This is a genomic window from Legionella tucsonensis, from assembly GCF_001468035.1.
Taxonomy (GTDB): domain Bacteria; phylum Pseudomonadota; class Gammaproteobacteria; order Legionellales; family Legionellaceae; genus Legionella; species Legionella tucsonensis.
In genome coordinates this window covers 107165-128629 of the sequence record NZ_LNZA01000001.1, presented here as the reverse complement: position 1 = coordinate 128629, position 21465 = coordinate 107165, and the positions used below count along the sequence as shown (strand labels likewise).

Below are 21465 nucleotides of genomic sequence, written 5' to 3'. Positions count from 1 at the left end.
TTGTTATATATTTATGTTTTACGGGGATGTAAATGACTCAAGAGATGTTGAGATTAGCTGCAATTATTGCGCAAGAGCTTAAAGTTAAACCAGCGCAGGTAGAAGCAGCCATTCGTCTGCTTAATGAAGGGGCAACAATTCCTTTCATTGCTCGTTATCGCAAGGAAGCTACTGAAGGACTCGATGATATAAAATTACGTTTTATTGATGAGCGCGTACTTTATTTGCGTGAATTGGATGAACGTCGTGTTGTCGTTTTGCAGTCTATCCGCGAACAAGAGAAATTAACTCCCGAGCTTGAAAAGAGTATTTTGGCAGCAGATACTAAAACTCGTCTTGAAGATTTATATTTGCCCTTCAGACCAAAGCGTCGTACCAAGGCGCAAATTGCTATAGAAGCAGGCTTAGACCCGCTAGCTCAGGCACTTTGGAACAATCCTGATCTGGATCCTGAAGAGCAAGCAGTTCAATTTATTAATCCTGAGACTGGTGTTGAGGATGCAAAAGCAGCTTTAGAAGGCGCGCGCCATATATTAATGGAGCATTTTGCTGAAGATGCTGACTTGATTAATGAACTAAGGGAATATTTGTGGCAGCACGGTATCGTCAAATCAACAGGAAGCTCCAAGAAGAAAGAAACCGTGAATAAGTTTTCAGATTATTTTGATTATTCTGAAGCAATTAAGAAAATTCCCTCACATCGTGCTTTGGCCTTGTTCCGCGGACGTCGAGAAAGTGTTTTGCAAGTGAGTCTTATTTTACCCGAACATGATTTATCGTATGGTGAAAATAAAGTAGCTACTCATTTCAATATTGTTGATAAACAAAGAAAAGCAGACAATTGGTTACTCGAAACGGTACGGCTGACTTGGAAAATAAAATTATTTACTAAGTTGGAGCTGGAATTACTGACTCGCTTACGCGAAATTGCAGATGAAGAAGCAATAAAAGTATTTTCCAGAAATTTACGCGACTTATTGCTTGCTGCACCTGCAGGCCCGCAAATTACCATTGGACTTGATCCAGGAATTAGAACAGGGGTTAAAGTGGTGGTGGTTGATGCAACAGGCAAGTTGCTGGATTACACTGTTATTTTCCCATTTGCCCCACAAAATGAATGGCATCAAGCGATTACTGACTTAGCCAAATTGGCGGCAAAATACCAGGTCAATTTGCTCAGCATTGGTAATGGAACAGGGTCTCGCGAAACAGAACGTTTAGTTACTGATTTAATAAAAATGTATCCTGATTTAAAACTGACTAAGATTATAGTGAGTGAAGCAGGTGCATCTGTTTATTCAGCTTCAGAAATTGCTTCTCAGGAATTCCCTGATTTGGATGTTACTTTAAGAGGAGCTGTTTCTATCGCACGCCGTCTCCAGGATCCGCTTGCTGAATTAGTCAAAATCGAAGCCAAATCCATTGGCGTAGGACAATACCAGCATGATGTGAATCAAGCTCGCTTAGCTCGTTGTCTTGATGGTGTTGTAGAAGATTGCGTGAATGCTGTAGGTGTTGATGTAAATACCGCTTCAGCTGCGTTGCTATCACATATTTCTGGTCTTAATGAAGCTCTGGCCAAAAACATTGTGCTTTATCGCGATGAACATGGCGCATTTAAAAATCGAATGGAATTAAAAAGTGTAAATCGCATGGGAGAAAAAGCCTTCCAACAGGCGGCAGGTTTTTTACGTATCATGAATGGAGACAATCCTCTGGATGCTTCTTGCGTTCATCCAGAAGCTTATCCTTTAGTAGAAAAAATTATTGCGGATAAGAAAATTGATATCAAGAAACTGATTGGTAATAAAGAAATATTACATAGCGTGAATGCAGAAGCCTTTATTGATGATCAATTTGGTTTGCCTACTATAAGGGATGTATTACGTGAATTGGAAAAACCAGGCCGAGATCCCAGACCAGAGTTTAAAACAGCAAAATTCAAGGAAGGTGTTGAAGAAATCGAACATTTACATGAAGGAATGCTTCTTGAAGGGGTTGTCAGTAATGTGACTAATTTTGGTGCTTTTGTGGATATTGGAGTGCATCAGGATGGATTAGTGCATATTTCAGCAATGACTCACAAATTTATTTCTGATCCACGTACGATAGTAAAGGCCGGTGATATTGTGACGGTGAAAGTTATTGAAGTGGATAAGGAAAGAAAGCGCATTGGTTTAAGCATGAAACTAGAAGATGAGCCTGCGAATCAACCAATAAAAAAACCAGCAAGAACATCTGAAATGAAAAAGCCTCCTCAGGTTAAAAGAATGGAGCATAAGAAAAAGCCTGAGGCCAAAAAAGTTGAGCCGGTTAAAAAAACAGTATTTAATACAGCAATGGCAGATGCGTTAGCTAAGTTAAAACGTAATTAAAAACTTGTAGCCTGGGTGCAGCGCAGTGGAACCCGGGATTGAGAAGATATTCATGTCTGGAAACCCGGGTTCCACTGCGCTGAACCCAGGCTACTTGCATCACATAGGTGAATAATGACCAATACTCCAAAAGGAGAGCTCGCTATCCAGACTTTAGCAATGCCGGCAGATACCAATGCCAATGGCGATATATTTGGTGGATGGATCGTGTCGCAAATGGATTTGGCTGCTGGAATATTGGCAAAAAGATTAGCAATGGGACGAGTAGCCACAGTTGCCATACACTCCATGAGTTTTTTAAAAGCGGTCCATGTAGGTGATCTTGTGAGTTGCTATGTAACTTTGATAAAACAAGGTAACACCTCCATGACATTCAGTGTTGAGGTATGGGCACATCCTGCCACCCAAAATGAAACGTATCAAGTTACTGAAGGCGTTTTTGTTTTTGTTGCCATTGATGAAGAAGGCAGGCCAAGACAGGTTCCTAAAAAAATATGACCAGTAATTCGTCAGAGTTGTACCGCTTGCTTACTGAAATGGCTACCTTGATTGAACAAAATTCAGAGCTGGATCCACAGTTATATATTTTATTTTTCCAACAACCTGAACTTGCTTTTAAGTTAACCGATATTATCAGTAACTTAGAAGAAAATCTGGATGAAGGTCTTTCAGTTTATTCGGCTTGCGTTTTTGCTTTAGATATTTGTGTTGCGCAATTGCAAGGTGCTGCAGAATCCGATAATAAAATTACTGCAAAAACATTAGTTCAATTGATGAATCACCTGGCTGCAATGATCAATTTGCGCAAACATACACTGAGTTTTTGGCTGCCCGTATTAAATTCTTTTTATGAGTCACATGTTGAATTGACTGAGGAACTAAAAAACGCCTATTACGAACTTGCCAGTGAGGAAGAAGAGCTGCTTCCTGAGGGCGAACCTGTATCACATATAGAGGCAATTCGAGATTTAATTCATGAATTATCCGATCTGAATGTTTTTGAAATCGCCGAAAATTTTTTCGCTCAAAGTTATGCAATGCCAGCTGATTTCTTCATTGATCTTATGGCTGATTTATACAACATTGAAGAAGGTGCAGATATTGCCTTACTTATTTTATTGCATCCCAAAGCAGAGGTACGCGAAGTTGCTGTGCACACGCTGGATCAAATTATAAGATTAGTTACGCTTTCTTCGACTTCCCTTTCACGGTTGCAGACGATCAAGTATTGGTACCCAAAGCATTATCATGAGCTGTTTGATTCATGGATAAAAATCCAACGCAAACGAGGGGTTGTGTTTGCACCAGAACCTGAAGCAGCTAAAGTAATGATTCGCGCGACAGAAATAGATGGTACGGGCTCGCAAGGAGTTTTTCTTCATGTGCGTAAATACAGGAAAAATAGACTTTGTGGCTTGTTATTAAAATATGAATTAGGTCTTAAAGATGCATGGATAACACCTTCAGTTTCAGCAAAGGATGTGAAGAATTATTACACTCAGGCTTTTGATGAAAATGTAACCTTGCGTGAGGTGGATCTATCTTATTTCACAATGATGGTAGAACATTTCTTGGCGGTTACAATAGAGAAAGGCGAGATTCCTAATGTCCAATTTTTAGAAATCCAGGAGCTACTGGGGATACGTTTACGACCTGTAATGCTTGATGTAGATTATCTCTTTGAACAACTAAGCATACAAGTTACACCATTTACACAAGAAGTAATTTCCGAATCCTTGCGACGTTCAAAATCCTGGCTCAAAACTAAATCATTTACTGAATCCTGGTATTTGGAGAATCCTCTAATTGACAAGATAGTTAACCATAAGAGCAGTTTCGTTGACGGGATTAGAGTATGTCGTATGGAGGAAGCCATGGATGCTGTATTTTCCGAAGAAATGGAATTGCATCGTGATAAATGGCAATTTCATTTTTTATGGGTTTCTCTATGGATGAAAGCCAAGGAAAAACGCAATGAAAAAATGTGGCGCGATAGTTTTCTAATTGCTTATACCATTCATGAAGGTGTACCTCTGAAAGAGATTCCAGTCATGCAAGAAATTTGCCGGCAAACGGTGATTAATAGTGTAGAAACCATGCATGAGAGACGAACACATTTGAGTCCGGAATGAGAGAAGCCATGTTTACTGGAATTATTGAAAAAAAAGGTACTGTGATTAACAATAGTAACCATGATGGTGCGAGTCGGTTGCTTATTTCATCTGCTTTTAAACAACTCCAAGTAGGTGAAAGTATCGCTGTAAACGGAGTATGTTTAACTTTATTGCCTTCGGATGACACAAAATTGAGTTTTGATGTTTCTCCCGAAACCCTGACTAGGACTACTTTGGGGGAGCTAAGGGCAGGCGATGAAGTAAATTTGGAACGGGCCATGCTTGTATCAACGCGTTTTGGTGGTCATTACGTAAGCGGGCATGTCGATGCGATTGCTCAAATTCATTCTATAAAGCACATTAATGAATTTGTTGAAGTAGAGTTAAGTGGTTTTGATGCAAACGCGATGCTGTATTTAATACCTAAAGGTAGTATTACTGTTGAAGGGGTAAGCTTAACGATTAATTCAGTTGTGAATCAAAGCATTAAATTAATGCTTGTTCCACATACACTACTTAATACTACCTTGAGCTTTTTAAAATATGGGCAAAAGGTTAATATTGAATTTGATTATCTAACACGTATTGTTGCTCATCAATTGCAGGTTGCTGGAAAGTTAAATAATCAGATCCCGTTATGAATTAAGGAGTAGTTCATGACCAAACATTTAACATCCCGATGGCATCTTCTTTTTATTGCCACAATTTTTATCGGGATTGTTTCTGGTTTTGGAGGGATGTTTTTAGCCATATTATTGCATTTTATTCAACACTTAGCCTATGAGCACACTGTACTTCCTATTCTCGAAAATAAGCATTTTCTTGAGGTTATTGCTGGTTCCACTGCTTCAAGAAGAGTAACAGCTCTTCTTTTGTGTGGGTTCATTGCCGGTTTTGGCTGGTGGGCCGTTTTTCGCTATGGTAGTCCTTTAGTCAGTATTGCTAATGCAATTAAATCACCTAGGCCGTACATGCCGATAAAAACTACTTTAGTGCATGTCTTACTGCAGATTATTACTGTTGCCTTGGGTTCTCCAATGGGACGAGAAGTAGCTCCTCGTGAGTTTGGCGCTACTTTTGCATGTTGGCTGACTAATAAAATGAAGCTGCATCCTAAGGAGAGCCAGATACTTGTAGCTTGTGCTGCAGGAGCAGGATTGGCTGCAGTTTATAATGTTCCTTTTGGCGGTGCTTTATTTACTTTAGAGGTTCTACTAAGCTCTTTTCATTGGTTTGCGGTAATTCCAGCGATTACTACTTCTGCAATAGCAGTGGTTATCTCCTGGATTGGTCTTGGTAATCAGTCACTATATCATATACCTGATTTAAGACTTGATTCCCCAATAGTCATTTGGGCTATTCTTTCTGGCCCCATTTTTGGTTTTTCTGCCTATTGGTTTAAAAAAGTCACGAATAGAGCCCAAAGCAGAGCGCCGCGAAATTGGAAAATAATCGTATCGTGTTTATTTAATTTTTCCATCATTGGTTTATTAGCTATCTATTTTCCGGAGATAATAGGAAATGGGCGATCTGCCGCTCAATTAGGATTTGATGGGAATATATTAGGACTTGGGATTGCTGCAGTTGTCTTAATACTTAGGATTTTAATTGTCTGTACTAGTGTACAAGCGGGTGCTTCAGGTGGTCTTCTTACTCCTTCTCTTGCAAACGGCGCTTTAATGGCTGTCGTTCTAGGGATTCTTTGGGGTTATTTGTGGCCAGGCGCCTCTATATCTATATCGGCTTTTGCTGTTATTGGAGGAGCAGCATTTCTTGCGGCGGCTCAAAAAATGCCCATCACAGCAATTGTTTTGATCATTGAGTTTACGGGGATTAATTTTAGCTTTTTTATTCCAATACTTTTTGCTGTTGCAGGCTCAACGAGTGTATTTAATTATTGTGCTACTAGACGCCTGGTTTCGATTGCCAGCTGAACGATCTCTAAGACAGCTATACACCATTTTAACGAGCCCGTGTTTTGCCTGAAAGTACTTCATAGTTGGCTATGTTAAGCAGACCCAAGTGATGTCTTTAAGTTCAACTATAAATATTATATACTCAAACACGCTTTCTGAGAAAAGCTCAATATAATGATATTTCTAAAGAAATATCTCTCAAGATACAAAGAAGCCTATTACGTGCTCGAAGATATTTTCCCGGTGAGATATAGTTTTATTTAAGGAGTTTTGAGTGCAACAACAAATAGAGCCTATGAATCATGAAATTGATTTATTGACATTAGCGCGATCTTTATGGAAGCAAAAATGGCTTATTTTATTTGTTACCTTGATTAGCTTTTTAGCGGGTGTTACTTACCTATACTTTGCTAAACCAGTGTATGAAGTAAATGCTCGTATTTCAGCACCCTATACAATGGATATAGAGGCATTAAATTATGGGGCTTCGTTTCCTGAGCAATTAATAAAACCTTTCGAAGTGATAACTGTATATAACATTTTTTCATCTGCATTATTAGCTGAATCAACACATTATAAGTTTTTTAATAAAATTTATCTGCCCAGTTTATCTGTTTCTCCCAAAGATAAAGTGCAAGAAGGTGTTCTTTATGATCAATTTAAACGTACTATCACGATCAAGGAAGTTCCAAAATCAGATCCTAAACAATACATTATTAAAGCTCGCGGACATGAAGCAAGTAAGCTCTCCGGGTGGCTTAGTCAATACATAAATATGGCAAAGAGTGATGCAAAAAAGGGAATCATAAATATGATATCCCATCGTCAACAAAATATTTTAAAGGAATTACAACAAAGAATTGACAGTGCGAGAGAAACTGCGAGAGAAAGAACTTCAGATCGATTAGTTCGAGTGAAAGAAGCCCTAAAAATCGCTCAAGCGGCTGGCTTGTCGAGTCATTTGCCAATATTAGTAGGGAATGTAACTGATGATATGGAAAAGCCGGATTTAATGTATGGTCGAGGAAGTAAAGCCTTGCTTGCGGAAATAGATAATTTAAATAATCGCGAGTCAGAAACAGCATTTTTTCCAGAGCTGCGCAAAGCAATAACTTATTATGACATGTATAAAAATATTAAGATAAATCCTAAAGATTTTCGTATGTTTCGTTTAGATGCACATCTTGAAGAGCCTACTTCCGCAGTGTCACCTAGAAAGGATTTAATTCTTGGATTTTCAATTATTATTGGATTAATGGGTGGAATATTTATTGGGATGATAAGGGAATTATTTTTAAGGATAAGATGACTTATAAAATTATGGGGACTATAGCGCCCTGCATCATTTTGCACTTTAAAGAAAGTGCGCTCATTTCATGTTAAATAGCAAAAGATCTAAATTACTGGAGGCACTACAAATATACGTACATTCGGTGGAGCCATTAACTAAAGATCATGGCTTATCCTGCACGCATGAAAGTTCTGCAGAAGAAAATCGGCTAAATTAATTAGGTGGAATTCTAGACTAGTCTATTATTAACAGAGATTTTAATTTAAGATATAGAAAGTTATAAAAAGTAATATAAATATGGATTTTGAAAAATTTAATATAAGAATTTCTTTACCGACGGTAACTTTATTAAGTATTTTTCTTTTTTATACAATAGTTGTTTTTTATGCTTTCGAAATTTTTTATCAGTTTACTTTTTTAGAAATTATTTCTACCTCCATAGTATTTCTTATCTTGTTAATCTGCACTTACAGCTTATTCTGCCGTGGTTTTATTACACAAAAGTTAGACATTACTCTAATAAACATATTTGTTTCTATTTTGGTGGTTCTTTTTTTAATTGATTTAGGCAGCTCTTTTATCCATCCTTGTTTAGACTATGCAAGAACATATCCTCTATTAGAAACAGAACTAGGTTTAAATTACCATCGTGATACAGTTTTTCATGTTTCAATAATTCAAAGTATCCTCAATTTTGGTTATGCAAGTACAGCACAGCATGGGACTCCAGTTCTAAATTATCACGTGTTAAGTCATTATATAGATGCTTTAATTATTTTTTTAACAAAAGTTGATCCTTATGATTCATATGGGATGTTTTTTTACTTTAAAATATGGTTATTTCTTTCATCAATTGTATTATTTTTATTTGATGTATGTATAAATAACAAAAGTCTATTTTTTTTAGCTCTTTTAGCAATTGCACCACTGTTAGTTGGTCGTTATAGTTCAGTGCTTTCTCATGGATTATGGTTTACCAGTATAATAATAATGTTCAGCTCAGTTAAGGTGCATAAAATTTTTATCGCGAAAGAAAATCAAGCAAAAGAATTTGTTTTTTTATTTTTTTTAGTAGTGGTAGTTGCGCTCGGGAAAGTCTCGAGTGGATTTGTATATGCTCTAATTATTGGTACTTATTTATTATTGAAAAATCCCAAAAGCCTTCATATCTATGTACTAGCTTTTAGTTGGATCTTATTCTTCTTTTTTTATCAAAAATGGTTAACAACATCAGAATCTCCTTTCGCCAACCTTAACACATTTTTAGCAAATCCCGTGAGCTCATTTTTTCATAACATAAAAGCGCTTATCATATATTTGACCGAAATACAAAATTCTCTTACTTTACCCACTATATACACTACAATAGTAACTCTTGTATTAATAGCTTGTCTTTTTCCAAGAAAACAAAATAGCATATTATTGCTATCGGGAATAGGAGTGACCCTTTTAGTGTATGAGGTAACTCACATACGCAACGATTTAATTCCAGCTGATATATATTATTTTGAGTTTGGACTATTATTCATTCTAACTCTTTTTACTGTTCAGTTTCTTGCGTGTCAAACAAAAGACACTCATGGTATAAATGTTGATACCAGTAATATCAAGTTATTTATTTTATCATGGTGGTTTCTGCTCTCTTTCTTTTGTACGAAACCAAATATTGCGGCTCTTGGTGAACATATTAAAAGCGCAAATAATACTCCTTTTTTGTTTATTAACAGAGACTACAAAAAGATAAATTTGCATACCCCAATTAGTTTTACACAGGTTTTAACTAATCATTTTAGACTGGAAAACCTTTTCCAGAATAAGCCAAGACCTTTATTTGATTTTAAAAATACGTTAGCCTCATTTATGAAAAAAAATGAGCTCACAAAGAAAGATTCGGTGCTATTTATCCCGCAAGAAATATACGAGAAAGATTTAGATATATTTGCAGGAGACGTTTGGGCAAGAGGGCTTTTGATATATGCTGTGACAGGAATACCTTTAGTTCATGGTGTTCATTCTATTTTTCAATATTATGGTTTCAAGGATTATAGTAAAAAAGCTTTATGGGTAAATAAATTAGATGGTTTAAATACTGCTTGTAAGGATTCTATTGGTAAAAATGTTATATTAGTTAAAAATTTTAAGCAACCGACCTTTAGTGTCTACCAATGTATTCCCTCCAAGAGAGTGACATTATAAAAGAAGATAGTTCATCTGTTTACATAGTAAACATATTTTCATTATAAAGATTAAAAAGGAATTAGCATATTTCAATTCTCCTAGTCATACTAAAAAATTTTAGATAAGATCCTTCATCTTATAAATCTAGGAGAAACAGCCATATTCCGCTCTTTGACACAGAAAGATCTTATATTTGGTTATGGCAAATTAGGGTATCGAGCAGATATTGACGGGCTACGAGCCATTGCTATTCTGCTTGTGCTTATTTTTCATGCTTTTCCTGAGTATTTACCAGGTGGCTTCATAGGCGTTGATGTTTTTTTTGTAATTTCTGGTTTTCTTATAAGTACAATTATTTTTGAGCATTTGGAAAATAATACTTTTAGTTATTTGTACTTTTATTCTCGGCGAATAAAACGCATTTTCCCTGGGTTACTATTTACTCTCATCACTTGTTACCTTGTCGGTTGGTATATTTTATTCCCTAATGAATTTAGACAATTAGGGAAACATATTGCTTCTGGAGCGGCATTTGTATCAAATGTAGTGCTATGGAATGAAGTAGGTTATTTTGAGCAAGATGCTACTAAAAATCCTTTGTTACATTTATGGTCACTTGCTACTGAAGAGCAATTCTACATTTTCTTGCCTCTATTACTCGCGTTCATTTGGAAACGAAAATATAATTTTTTAATTGTCATTACTTTTATAATGATTTTATCCTTTGTGATTAATATTCTCAGTACTAGGCACGATAGTATTGCAGGATTTTATTCACCTTTATCACGCTTTTGGGAGTTGGCTCTTGGTTGCACACTTGCGTATTTAAAATTGTATAAAAGTAATTATTTGATACGTCAAGCTAATTTAAGGGCTCTCTTAGGGTGTATATTAATTGCAGCAAGCACTTTACTACTCAATCAAGAAAAACATTTTCCCGGACTATGGGCTTTATTACCTACTCTTGGAGCTTTTTTAATTATTTCTTCAGGAGAAAAAGCTTGGATTAATCGCAGGATCTTATCCAATAAAATTCTAGTGTGGCTCGGTTTAATTAGTTTTCCTTTATATTTAGTGCATTGGCCTTTACTCTCCTTTGCGCGAATAATCGAAGTTGATAAGCTTCGATGGAGTATTCGTTGTACTATATGTCTCATAAGTATTTTTATAGCTTTCATAATTTATCAATATATTGAAAAACCAATACGCCAACACTCAGCTAGGAAATTAAAACCCATTCTTCTTCTTATTTTTGTCATCCTCTCTGGAATTTTAGGGTATATAACGTTTTTGTTTAATGGGTTTAATTCTAGGTTTCCTGTAATTATTCAGAAAATTATAAATCATGCCGATTATAATTATCATGTAGGTTATCGAGAGGGAAGTTGTTTCTTAAAACCTGATCAAGATTATCATAACTTTAAAGTTAATGATTGTACGACTCACAATTCTGCGCACTCGTTAATCTATTTGTGGGGAGACTCTCATGCAGCCCATCTTTATCCCGGTTTAAAAGAGACACTCGAAAAAAACTATAGAATTACTCAATTAACAGCATCAGCTTGTCCACCTATTTTAGGTATGACCCTAAAAAACCGACCTCATTGTAAAAGAATTAATGATTTTGTTTTTAAACAAATAAAAAAAGAAGTTCCTAATTCAGTTATTCTTGCAGCCAACTGGACTTTTTATAAGTGGAGAGAAATTGATTTTACCATTCAAAAATTACATTCTAGCGGCATAAAAAATATTATCATTGTAGGTCCGGTCCCAAACTGGAGCCGTGGGGGATTACCAGTGACGATGTTAAATTTAGTTAAAAATAGTAGATTAGGGATTATACCTAAAAGACTTAAAGAAGGACTAAATATAAGAGCACAAGAAGTTGATAAGAAAATGTTCTTATATACAAAAGAGCAGAATCTCTATTATATTTCTCCCATTAAAATTCTTTGCAATGATAATGGCTGTTTAGCGGCAGCCAAAATAGGTAATACTGAAGAATTAACTGCATGGGATCAGGCCCATTTAACTGATATTGGCTCTTATACACTGGTTAGTCACTTTCCTAGCAGTTATTTTAATGGTTGAGTTTTATTGGTCAGCAAGAAATCTAACAAGCCTCGTTAATGGCTTCCATCAGAGGAGGCCTTTTAATAAGATAACTCGCAAAATTAATTTGTTCTTCTAAATCATGAGCACGATGATAATCACCAAGAGATGCAAGCTTAGGCAGAAAAAGGTCTATCAAAATATTCCTAGTAATAATGTCCTCCACTGAAAGAGGATATTTTTTTTGAAGGCATTTTTTTTGGGCCTGTTCTAATAATTCTGTTGCTTTTTCACTTAAACTAATTACATCCATACAATTAAATATATTCAATTGCCATTCATAAAGTAATGCTGGATATTTAATTACTTTAAAAAAGCTATCTAAGGCAGCTAATAATGGACGATTTCCCTTCCATTCGTTATAAATTGTTCTTTGATTGATAACTGAAGCTCCTGGCTCTATTGCAAAATCAAGAATAATAGCACCTTTATTAATCGAAATTTTCCTAACACGTTGAGCTGCTCGGCGAGAAAGAACGATGTTCGTTAGTTTATTTCCCATGTTTGCTTTAACAATAGCTCTAGAATTGGTCTCCTCATAAGACACCGAACTTATACTTAAAGGGTCCTGGGGGAATAAAAACTTAAGCAGTGACCAACAATGCTGAAAACTATCATACATTAGGGGGGTATAAAAATCGCCAAATTTCTTTTCACCATACCTCATTTCGCAAAAGACATCCTCCCAAATTAAGTCAATGGAAGAAATGCGGATATTTTTCAAATAGTTTGCAAAATCAAATAGATAACTTGCATGCATGAATTCAAAGTTAACTCCAATTGCAACTTTTGCGTTCTCACCTAAATATATTAGTTCTTGAGCTTCGTGAGTAGTGAAACAGAAAGGTTTCTCGCATAAGACCGGAATTCTATTAATTAGAGCTTGTTTAATATAACTCATATGTAAATGCGAGGCGGTTGCAACAATTATCGCTTGCGGTTTCAACCGCCAAGCTTGCTCTTCATCAGAGGTGATAAGTACGTTGCGAGTTTTATATTTTTTCAACCACTCTACATTCTCACCATAGCTATTTTTACTTACCCAGGTAATCTTTAACTCTGGATAAGCTTGAAGCAAAACAGTAAGTAAAACGCGCGACCACCTTCCACCCCCAAAAAGACAAATTGAATTCATGGAAACTTACTCAACAATTTTAAATTCAGGCATTGGAATTACAAATTTCGAATTAAGACCACGTGCTTTCAATTGCGCCATTATAGGTTCGGCATAATGCCAAGCTAGCAAAACCACATATTCAGGCTGCTCATCAATCAAGCGTTGATTGTTGACAATTGGAATATGAGTTCCTGGTAAATACTTATTTAACTTAAGGGATGTAGCTTGTTCGCCTAAATAGGGTAGCAAATCAGGTCCAATTCCTGAAAAATTTAGTAAAGTGCTACAGCGTCCGGGACAAGAATTACCGACAATACTTACATTATTTTGTCGACACTTAATAATAAATTCTAGTAATTGGTTTTTAAGATTAATTGATTTTTCGCGAAAGCGTTTATAGTAATCAGGATCGGATAATCCTACTCTTTCTTCTTTAGCTAGTAATTCGTTAACAGATGCTTTAGCAGAGTGATTTTTTCCCTTGGCAACGTAAACGCGAATATTTCCACCATAGCGAGATACTTCTTTGGCATCAATAACCGTAAAATTATAATAATCAAATAATGTAATTAAAGAGCGCAAGGAATATGTTCGCAAATGCTCATGATAAATAGTATCGAACTGCAATCGTTCCATAACCGGAATTAAATAATGGTTTTCAAGCACAAAGTAACCATCATTAGAGACCAAAATCTCCAAACCTTCTATTACATCACCAAGAGAAGCCATATGAGCAAACACATTAGTAGCTGTGACTAGCTTTGCTTGTCCCATAGATTCAACGATTTGTTTTGCTACTTGCTGGTTAAACGAAGCATGAATTGTCTTAATGCCTTCTTGATTAGCTATATGAGCGATATTAGTTGGTTCAATTCCCGTTACCCTCATTCCATTTGCTTTGAAAGCAGCTAATAAAGTCCCGTCATTTGAGCCAATATCACATATCAGGCTATCACAAGGAATATGAAGATTTCTAATAAGTTCATTGGCCATTTCTTGCTGATAAGCCACTAATTCTCGAGTTACACCTGTTCGATAAGGATAATTTTGGTGATAAACGACATCACCTTGTACAATATAGTCTAGTTGAGATAAAGTGCAGTTTTTACACCAGAATTGGCGCAAAGGATAAAACATTTCAGGCTCGTTAAGTTGCTCGAAAGTTAGTAAGCTATCGCAAAGTGGTTGATGACGTAAGTCAAGAACTAAATCCAAATCTTCCGAACCACAAATTTGACAATGTTTTAAAAGTCCTGTTTCAAGGTTATGATTAGGTCTTCCTTTACTTAATTTTAAATACATAGGCTTCTCTTGCTAATGAAATTTTAATTCGATAAAATACATTAAGGACTTTATGAAAACAAGAAGTATCATACGATGAACATGGAAAAAAGCAATAATATCATTGCCAATAATCATCGAAAGCTAAAGCCTCTTATATCTGTAGTTATTCCTGTTTTTAATGAAGAAGGTAATATAACGCGAGCGTATGAAGCAGTTAAAAATGTATTTGAAAGTCAGCTACTCAATAAGTATGACTTTGAAGTCATTTTTACTGATAATCATAGCGTAGATAACACCTTTCAAGAATTACAAGCCTTGGCAATACAAGATTCACGAGTTCGTATTGCTCGATTTACTCGTAATTTTGGTTTCAATAAGTCCTTACTGACAGGCTATAGGCTTGCCCAAGGTGATGCCGCAATTCAGTTAGACTGTGATTTACAAGATCCTCCCGCCCTTTTCAAAACACTTCTGTCTTACTGGGAAATGGGGCATGATGTCGTTGTGGGTAAGCGAAATAAACGTGAGGAAAATTTTTTTTTACACGGTGCTCGAAAAGTATTTTACCGTTTTTTGAACCGAATCTCTGATGATAATTTAGCTGTTGATGGCGGAGATTTTCGTTTAATTGATCGCTCTATTCTTGATAAGCTGCACAGAATTCACGATGCAACACCCTACGTTCGGGGCTTGGTCTCTATGTTGGCGTCAAAACAGATAGATTTTCCTTATGAACGTCAGGCAAGACAACATGGGAAAAGTAAGTTTCCTATTATTCGCTTAGTAGGGTTAGCTATAGATGGTATCGTTAGCCATTCTATTATTCCTTTGCGTTTAGCGTCTATTATTGGCTTGCTCGTAGCAACATCAACTTTCTTGCTAGCCATGTTTTATATGATAGGGAAATTATTTCTTCATGGTAATTGGCCATCTGGTTTCACAACGCAAGTGGTCCTGATACTATTCTCCATGGCCTTAAATGCCATTTTCTTAGGGATTATCGGAGAGTATTTAGGCCGAATGTATAAACAACTCCGTTATCATCCTTTGACCATCATTGAGAGCTCAATCAATCTTACCAATTCTATCACTAAGAGTGAAGTATGAATAATAAACAGTTAAGATCCCCTAAAAAAGCGCAAGTTGAATTTGATGAATATTGTGATAACTATAGCCATCAAATAAACGAAGCTTTAGCATTCTCTGGCCAATCTCACGATTTCTTCACAAAAGTAAAAGCAGATTATTTAACAGAGATCTTATCAAATAAGTTTGCTTCTAGCGATGATGAGGAAATTCATGCCTTAGATGTTGGGTGTGGCCATGGCTTGATTCACCCCTATCTCATGGAAAAAAATAATAAGCTTCGTCTCTCAGGAGTGGACATTGCTTCTTCTGTAATTGATGCAGCACGTAGTGCAAACAGTAATGTTTCTTACCAGACTTATAATGGTGCGATCTTACCGTATGCTGATAATACATTTCATATGGCTTTTGCTATTTGTGTTATGCATCATGTACCTCCTTTACAATGGCATTCATTTTTATTGGAAATGAAGCGGGTAGTGAAACTAAATGGTCTTGTTGTTATATTCGAACACAATCCTCTTAACCCGATAACTCTTAAGGTGGTTAAAAATTGCCCTCTTGATAAGAACGCGATATTAATTCGCAGCGGATTAATGAAAAAACTCAAGCAGCAAGCAGGATTAATGAATTTAAAACGTTCGTTTATCCTATTTACGCCCTTTGAAGTACCTATCTTGCAAAAGATGGATCACAAACTAGGCTGGCTCCCCTTAGGGGCACAATATTATGTTTTATCTGAGAAACATCATAAATAATTGCGTAAAATAATAAACTTTTGGTTTTGTATGCAAATAATAGAAATCTGTTGTAAATTGGATAATCACCTCTTTCGTTTTATTTTAATTGGAGGCATAAATACTTTTATTAGTTATTTATTATTTTTAGTTCTGATTAAAGTGGGATTTTATTATATTTATGCAATATCAATAACATGGTGTGTAGGGCTGTTATTTAATTTTAGAACTATTGGCAAATGGGTTTTTAACAATAATGATAAAAAACCGTTTGTAAAATTTATGGTCTTATATGGCTTTATTTATTTACTTAGTATTGTGTTGTTACGCTTAATAAATGGGTTATTAAATAATCTTTCTTTAAGTGGAATTGTGACAATTTTAATAGCATCCAGTTTGAGTTTTTTAGGTAATAGAAGCTTATTTTTATCATCTAATCAATACGAAAATGCAGACAAAAAATGAGGTAAGAAGATAATGAAAGCTGTAATTTTAGCTGGTGGAATGGGGGCCCGTATCAGTGAGGAAACCTCATTAAAGCCCAAACCCATGATAGAAATTGGTGGTAAACCAATCCTATGGCACATAATGAAAATCTATTTAGCACATAATATAAACGATTTTATTATTTGCTTAGGTTATAAAGGTTATCTTATCAAAGAATATTTTATCAATTATTTTTATCATACTTCTGATGTCACAATTGATATGAAAAAAAACACAACTGAGATTCATCAGAGCTATTCTGAACCTTGGCGCATTACTTTGTTAGACACGGGCGAACACTCCATGACAGGAGGCCGTCTTAAGCGTATTGCTCATCATCTGGAAGATGAAGATTTTTGTTTTACTTATGGGGATGGAGTATCAAATGTCAATATAACAGAATTGATTGAATTTCATAAATATCACAAAAAATTAGCTACTGTAACAGCCATCAAACCTCCAGCAAGATTTGGCGCCATTAATATTGAAGAGGGAAGAATTATTAATTTTGAAGAAAAACCTTACGGTGGCAATGGGTGGGCAAATGGTGGTTTTTTTGTTCTTTCTCCCAAAGTAATAGACTATATAAGTGATGATTCCACCATATGGGAACGTGAACCCATGGAGCGACTAACTCAAGATAATCAAATTACTGCATTTCAGCATGAAGATTTCTGGTACGCGATGGATACTTTAAGAGATAAAAACTATCTAGAAGAGTTATGGTCAAATAAACAAGCCCCATGGAAGATATGGTGATGGATTGTTCCTTTTGGCGTAATAAAAAAGTGCTAATTACTGGTCATACAGGTTTTAAAGGAAGTTGGCTGACATTATTGTTGCAAAAACTTGGTGCAAAAATTGTAGGCTTTTCGCTTGTACCTCCAACTCAGCCTAATTTATTTACTCTTGCCAACATCAAAGAAAAAGTAATTAGTCTCACAGGAGATGTATGTGATTTTAATGCTCTTAGCGAAGCTTTCCTTACCCATCAACCGGAAATAGTTTTTCATATGGCTGCTCAGCCACTGGTTCGTTATTCATATGAGCGGCCTGTAGAAACTTACTCTACAAATGTTATGGGTACTGTAAACTTACTGGAAATTGCACGCAGAGTAAATGTTACTAAAGCTATAGTTAATGTAACCTCTGATAAATGTTATGCTAATAAGGAATATCAAAGAGGGTATCACGAAAAGGATGAACTGGGTGGGCATGATCCATATAGCAATAGTAAAGCTTGCGCCGAGTTAATAACATCAGCTTTTCGAAATTCTTTTTATAATAATTCTAACAACATATGTGGGTTGGCATCTGCACGGGCCGGGAATGTTATTGGTGGTGGAGACTGGGCTGCGGATCGACTTGTACCTGATATTGCTCGTAGTATTTTGACCCGCTCGACTTTGAGAATCCGCTATCCCCATGCATTGCGTCCCTGGCAGCATGTACTTGAGCCTCTCTATGGTTACTTACAATTGGCCCAGTTTCTTTTCCTACATCCGAATGATTATGCCCAGGCATGGAATTTTGGTCCTGATGAGAATGAAGTTAAATCGGTAGATTGGATAATTCAAGAAATTCAACTGATTTGGGGTGAAAGATTGAATGTGCAATATGAAAGAACTCCAAAATTGCATGAGACTTCGCTCTTAAAATTAGATAGTTCAAAAGCAAAAATAAGTTTAAACTGGAAACCAATTTGGAATTTAGAAACTGCCTTAAGGCATACGGTTGACTGGTATCGCGCTTATCAAGAAAACAAAGATATGTATATAAAAACAAAAAATCAAATTAATCAATATATAAGCGATCGCTTGTCGTTGTGAATAAAAAGAGGCATATTTAGTGGGATTGCTTAGTTAGATCCGTGACATTTGTTTGATGGAGAATTACTAAATCCACCTTTTTTAGACGATGCAGCAATTTGCTACAGTCAGGTAATGATTACCGAGTGGAGTTAATTAAACGCATGCTTCTTAATTGTCCTAAATTTAGAAATAAATTAACGAAGCCATATAAGCTTGTAAATAAAATTGCTCCAAAAAATAAATCTAATGAATATTCATATCTAAAATATACAGTGATACATATTGGCATAGACATTCTAGCTATTGTAGAAAAAAACAGTTTAATAGATGTTCCAAGTAATCCAATTTTCATTTGAATTTGAATAAGCAACATCATAAGTAGATAGGTGATAAATACTGATAATAATGTTGCAATGACTATGCCAGACAGCTGGTAGTTTTTAACAAAAAGGAAAGCTAAAGCTAAATTAATTAAAACACCAAGAAAAGTGATACACATAGGCTTAAAGATATTACCTGAAGTAAAAAAAACTCTATTAAATAAATCTCGTAAGATTGTAAAAGGTAAGATGAAGATAAATAACTTAAAAATTGAAGCAACCCCTACAGCATCATGTAAAGTAAATTTTCCTCTTTGAAAAAATAGTGCAACAATATCTATGCTATACAAACATACGAATGAAGCAATTGGAATGGTTATAAAAAACACGGTTTTCACATAGCTAAGACATAATTTTTGTATGTTTTGATAATCTTTATGAGCAGATAATTGAGCAAACTTAGGTAACGCTACTGTTGTCAAATATAAAGACACTAAAGAGAGTATGATACTATTCAATTTACTTGAATAGGAATAAATAGATATCGCTCCGATATCTAATTGCGACGCAAAATAGATACCAACAAATAATCCTGTTTGTTCTAAAAAAAACAAAATGATTGCCGGTAGGATATTCAATATAACTTTAAAATTCTGCTTAAGTTCTTTAAACACGCGCCAATCAATTTTAACCATGTCTCTCGATACAATAAAATTTAGAATACATAAAAATATCCACGAAAAATTAGTAAGAATTAATACGGCTTTTAAACCATCCCCATTGTTAAATAAATATAAGCCCAAACAGAATAATATGTTATTAGCTATCGGTACTAAATAGGTATATAAAGTTATCCCTCTCGTTGTTTGAATAGCATTATAAAAACCAATAATTGTAGAAAAAACATAACCAAAAGCCATTATCTTCAAATATTCTATTGCCAATTTATAATCTAACTGATTGATATTTATTGAAGAGAAGTAACTTACTAATGTAGGAGTAAAAAAAAATGAGAATAAAGCAACAAAAAAGCTAAGCAGTAAAAAATAAAAAAAAGCAACGCTTAACTCTAAAGTTTTTATTGGATTATTTGAATTTTTATGTGATGCGATAGGAACAATTATTGCTGAAATAGCTGAATGTATTGCTACATAGGTTAAAGCAGACAGAGACATTGAAAAAAAATAAGCATCTGAGACGTCAGATACACCATAATAATAGGTAATAAGTAAATCTTTTAAAAATCCAGATATCTTGCCCAATAGAACAATAAATAAAAAATAAAATACAAATTTGATATTTTTTTTATTTATTAGGCTCACGAACCCATACCTATTCTTTTTTGATATGAAAATGCATTTCCACTCAAATACATTATAAAAATAATAACTAAAGCCAATGTGCCTTGTAATGAATGCATAATTTGGTTGTTAGAATAACTAAATATAAGGCCAAGTGATAATAATATAAAGAGAGGCTTTGCAAATGGATTTGTTTCAATAAGAATTTGCTTCCAAAGTTTGCCGTAAAAATATGCAAAGAAGAACGTTATTCCTAATACTCCTGTAAATGTAAAATCGGATGCTAACCAGGAATATAAAGAATGCCATTTATCCATTCCCCAGCCTTTTTCACCTGCCCGATAAATATAAGTATTCTCGAAAATAGCGCCGTCTGCTTTGAAAAAAAGCTCAAACATACGTGCTACTGCATATGAAGAGCCTAAAAAATAGGTCCACTGAAAAGGAAGTGATAAACATACACTTAATCCATAGACTCCATTGGATAAGTACATCATCAACATACCTATCAAAAACCCCTTTTCTGTACCAAAAATTTTTAAAATTATGGAGTTCTCATCCCAGGACATCAAAGGATGCAAGTGATATAAGATATTTTCACCATTTAAATTTATGGTACTGTATCTTTGTGAAAGAATTTCACTCAATGCCACTACTCCTGCCAATAATACAATAAATATCACTATCATTTTGGAAACAGTTAGTTTTATTTCTGATCTTGCATACTTCATAACGAGGTAATAAAAAAAGAAAATCATTACATCACCAAGATATTTTTGCTTACCATTTGCTAACAAGTTTATTAATACATATGAAGTTGTTACAAATATACATGCAATTTTTATCCTGAAGCTAAAATCTTTATAAAAAGAGAAAGAGAAAATTACCCCTAAAAAAGCCATCAACTCATCAAATATATTAAATACATAGAGAGAGTCAATGCTTGCTTGGCCTCGAACATAGCCAGAGTAATGCTCTGCGTAACTTTTACCAAGGGCACTCAAACTAAGGGTGTGACCTGAAATAATTAGCGATAACCATTTAAAAAAGTAACTAAGAACACAATATAAGAGAATGAGTTTTATAATTTGAAATAATAGCAAAAAAGAACGCTGGGACTGATTTTTTTGATTTAATCTCCCGCTACATCCTAATAAATATCCTAAAACAAAAATTAAAACTAATATTAATAAGTATGTTGAAACCTCAAAATAGTTGAAATCATTGTATTGTATGGGGCCGAAATTAATTGCAATAATTAATAAACAAGTTAATCCAAGATAGACATACAATGGTAGAGCTCTTTTTATATTTAACATACTTCCATAACTCTATTG

General features: G+C 35.0%; 17 protein-coding genes. 13 read left to right on the top strand and 4 right to left on the bottom strand.

Features of this window, described 5'->3' with window-relative positions:
- Positions 1-32: 32 nt before the first annotated feature.
- The 8 genes from Ltuc_RS00550 (at position 33) to Ltuc_RS00515 (ending at position 11965) form a co-directional block, all read left to right on the top strand.
- Complete coding sequence (locus Ltuc_RS00550) at positions 33-2375, top strand: Tex family protein (RefSeq protein ID WP_058519423.1); 2343 nt, start codon at positions 33-35, stop codon at positions 2373-2375.
- A gap of 114 nt (positions 2376-2489) precedes the next feature.
- On the top strand, positions 2490-2873 hold the full coding sequence (locus tag Ltuc_RS00545; protein WP_058519422.1) for an acyl-CoA thioesterase: 384 nt from the start codon (positions 2490-2492) through the stop codon (positions 2871-2873).
- A complete protein-coding gene (locus tag Ltuc_RS00540) occupies positions 2870-4507 on the top strand; it encodes a hypothetical protein (protein WP_058519421.1) in 1638 nt (545 codons plus the stop codon). The genes Ltuc_RS00545 and Ltuc_RS00540 overlap by 4 nt, the downstream gene beginning before the upstream one ends.
- A gap of 8 nt (positions 4508-4515) precedes the next feature.
- Positions 4516-5130 carry a riboflavin synthase gene (gene ribE, locus Ltuc_RS00535; RefSeq protein ID WP_058521553.1) on the top strand — a complete coding sequence of 205 codons (615 nt, stop codon included), beginning with the start codon at positions 4516-4518 and terminating at the stop codon, positions 5128-5130.
- 15 nt (positions 5131-5145) lie between these two features.
- Entirely contained in the window at positions 5146-6423 is a 1278-nt protein-coding gene (locus tag Ltuc_RS00530) for a chloride channel protein (RefSeq protein WP_058519420.1), read from the top strand.
- A 277-nt stretch (positions 6424-6700) separates the two neighbouring features.
- On the top strand, positions 6701-7714 hold the full coding sequence (locus tag Ltuc_RS00525; RefSeq protein ID WP_238584045.1) for an LPS O-antigen chain length determinant protein WzzB: 1014 nt from the start codon (positions 6701-6703) through the stop codon (positions 7712-7714).
- Positions 7715-7993: 279 nt separating this feature from the next.
- Positions 7994-9892, top strand: a complete 1899-nt coding sequence (locus Ltuc_RS00520; protein WP_058519418.1) for a hypothetical protein — start codon at positions 7994-7996, stop codon at positions 9890-9892.
- A gap of 153 nt (positions 9893-10045) precedes the next feature.
- A complete protein-coding gene (locus tag Ltuc_RS00515) occupies positions 10046-11965 on the top strand; it encodes an acyltransferase family protein (protein WP_238584044.1) in 1920 nt (639 codons plus the stop codon).
- A gap of 22 nt (positions 11966-11987) precedes the next feature.
- Here the strand turns inward: Ltuc_RS00515 and Ltuc_RS00510 are convergent, their stop codons facing one another.
- Complete coding sequence (locus tag Ltuc_RS00510; RefSeq protein WP_058519416.1) at positions 11988-13121, bottom strand: Gfo/Idh/MocA family oxidoreductase; 1134 nt, start codon at positions 13119-13121, stop codon at positions 11988-11990.
- A 6-nt stretch (positions 13122-13127) separates the two neighbouring features.
- Positions 13128-14405: a class I SAM-dependent methyltransferase gene (locus tag Ltuc_RS00505; RefSeq protein WP_058519415.1), complete on the bottom strand. Its 1278-nt coding sequence runs from the start codon at positions 14403-14405 to the stop codon at positions 13128-13130.
- Between the two features lie 75 nt (positions 14406-14480).
- Between Ltuc_RS00505 and Ltuc_RS00500 the strand changes: the two genes are divergently transcribed.
- The 5 genes from Ltuc_RS00500 to rfbG are packed head-to-tail and all read left to right on the top strand — an operon-like array spanning position 14481 to position 18525.
- Complete coding sequence (locus tag Ltuc_RS00500; protein ID WP_238584043.1) at positions 14481-15494, top strand: glycosyltransferase family 2 protein; 1014 nt, start codon at positions 14481-14483, stop codon at positions 15492-15494.
- Entirely contained in the window at positions 15491-16231 is a 741-nt protein-coding gene (locus tag Ltuc_RS00495) for a class I SAM-dependent methyltransferase (RefSeq protein WP_058519413.1), read from the top strand. The genes Ltuc_RS00500 and Ltuc_RS00495 overlap by 4 nt, the downstream gene beginning before the upstream one ends.
- 30 nt (positions 16232-16261) lie before the next feature.
- Complete coding sequence (locus tag Ltuc_RS00490) at positions 16262-16675, top strand: GtrA family protein (RefSeq protein ID WP_058519412.1); 414 nt, start codon at positions 16262-16264, stop codon at positions 16673-16675.
- A 12-nt stretch (positions 16676-16687) separates the two neighbouring features.
- Positions 16688-17455, top strand: a complete 768-nt coding sequence (gene rfbF, locus Ltuc_RS00485; protein ID WP_058519411.1) for a glucose-1-phosphate cytidylyltransferase — start codon at positions 16688-16690, stop codon at positions 17453-17455.
- Positions 17455-18525 (top strand): CDP-glucose 4,6-dehydratase, encoded by a 1071-nt coding sequence (gene rfbG, locus Ltuc_RS00480; protein ID WP_058519410.1) that lies wholly within the window; start codon positions 17455-17457, stop codon positions 18523-18525. Before rfbF ends, rfbG begins: the two co-directional genes overlap by 1 nt.
- Positions 18526-18643: 118 nt before the next feature.
- Here the strand turns inward: rfbG and murJ are convergent, their stop codons facing one another.
- Positions 18644-20149 carry a murein biosynthesis integral membrane protein MurJ gene (gene murJ, locus Ltuc_RS00475; protein WP_058519409.1) on the bottom strand — a complete coding sequence of 502 codons (1506 nt, stop codon included), beginning with the start codon at positions 20147-20149 and terminating at the stop codon, positions 18644-18646.
- Positions 20146-21447, bottom strand: a complete 1302-nt coding sequence (locus Ltuc_RS00470; protein ID WP_058519408.1) for a hypothetical protein — start codon at positions 21445-21447, stop codon at positions 20146-20148. Before Ltuc_RS00470 ends, murJ begins: the two co-directional genes overlap by 4 nt.
- Positions 21448-21465 lie beyond the last annotated feature (18 nt).